At 49.2% G+C, this 1,199-nt stretch carries 1 protein-coding gene; it reads left to right on the top strand.

The annotated features are described in order from the left end of the window. A partial coding sequence (locus tag KDK17_RS03670; protein ID WP_257287370.1) for a PAS-domain containing protein occupies positions 1-1,199 on the top strand: 1,199 nt, incomplete at both ends.

The following is a 1,199-nucleotide window of genomic DNA, read 5'->3' as shown; positions in this document are numbered from 1 at the left end:
ATCTCAGGCTGGTGGCCTGGAATCAGCGATATCTGGAACTTTTTTCTTATCCGGAAGAGATGATCAAAGTTGGGCGAGATGTGGCTGATATCATTCGTTACAATGCCGAAATGGGCCTCTGTGGTCCCGGAGATGCGGCTACTCATGTTCGCAAGCGTATCCATCATATGATGCAGGGAACAGCCCATAAGTCCGAACGGATACGTGATGATGATCGGGTCATTGAAACTCGGGGTTATCCGATGCCAGGCGGAGGCTTTGTAATGAGCTTTACTGACATCACCGAGTTTCGTCAGGTAGAAACAGCCCTGAAAGAAATCAACGAAAGTCTGGAGCAAAGGGTTGAGGAAAGAACCAGTGAGTTGCATCGCCTGAACCGTGAGTTGATGAGTGCCAAGGGGGCTGCAGAACGGGCAAATCGGTTGAGATCCAAGTTTTTTGCCGCTGTTAGCCATGACTTGATGCAGCCTATGAATGCCGCCCGGTTGTTCGCTTCTACTCTGGATTCCAGTCTGACGGAGACTGAACACAAGCAACTGTCCAGTCATCTGAACAGTTCTCTTCAATCTGCAGAAGAACTGATCAAGGATCTGCTTGATTTATCCCGTCTGGAGGCTGGTAAGCTTAAGGCGAATTTCAGAGACTTTCCGCTGGCTGAAATTCTGGACCCTTTGAAAGCTGAGTTCGACTTGTTGGCACAGGAAAATTATCTGAGCTTTAGAGTAGTTCAGCAGTCCGTCTGGGTACACAGTGATCCGGTTTTGTTAAGAAGGGTGTTACAGAATTTCCTCACGAACGCTTTCCGCTACTGTAACGATCAGGAAGGGAAAGTCATGCTGTGTTGCAGAGAGCGTTCGGGAGAGCTGTGTATCGAGGTCAGAGACAATGGTTCTGGTATACCGGAGGAATTGCAATCCGCTATTTTCGGAGAATTTGAGCGGCTACACCAGGGCGAAAAAGGGCTGGGTTTGGGGCTTTCTATTGCCCGTGGAATTGCCGCAGTGCTGCATCAATCCATCGAGTTGAGATCCCGTGAGCATGCGGGTACGACCTTTTCCATCCGGGTGCCTCTCGCAGAGGCCAAAATAGTCAGGCAGATTCCTTCAAGAGCGGCATCCAAAAAAAACATGAGTGGAATGACGGTACTTTGCATTGATAACGAACCAGAAATATTGCTGGGCATGGAAAGCTTGCTGACC

The organism is Endozoicomonas sp. SESOKO2 (assembly GCF_024606245.1).
Lineage (GTDB): Bacteria > Pseudomonadota > Gammaproteobacteria > Pseudomonadales > Endozoicomonadaceae > Endozoicomonas_A.
Note: the sequence above shows the minus strand (reverse complement) of the source record. Positions and strands in the feature narration are given on the sequence as shown.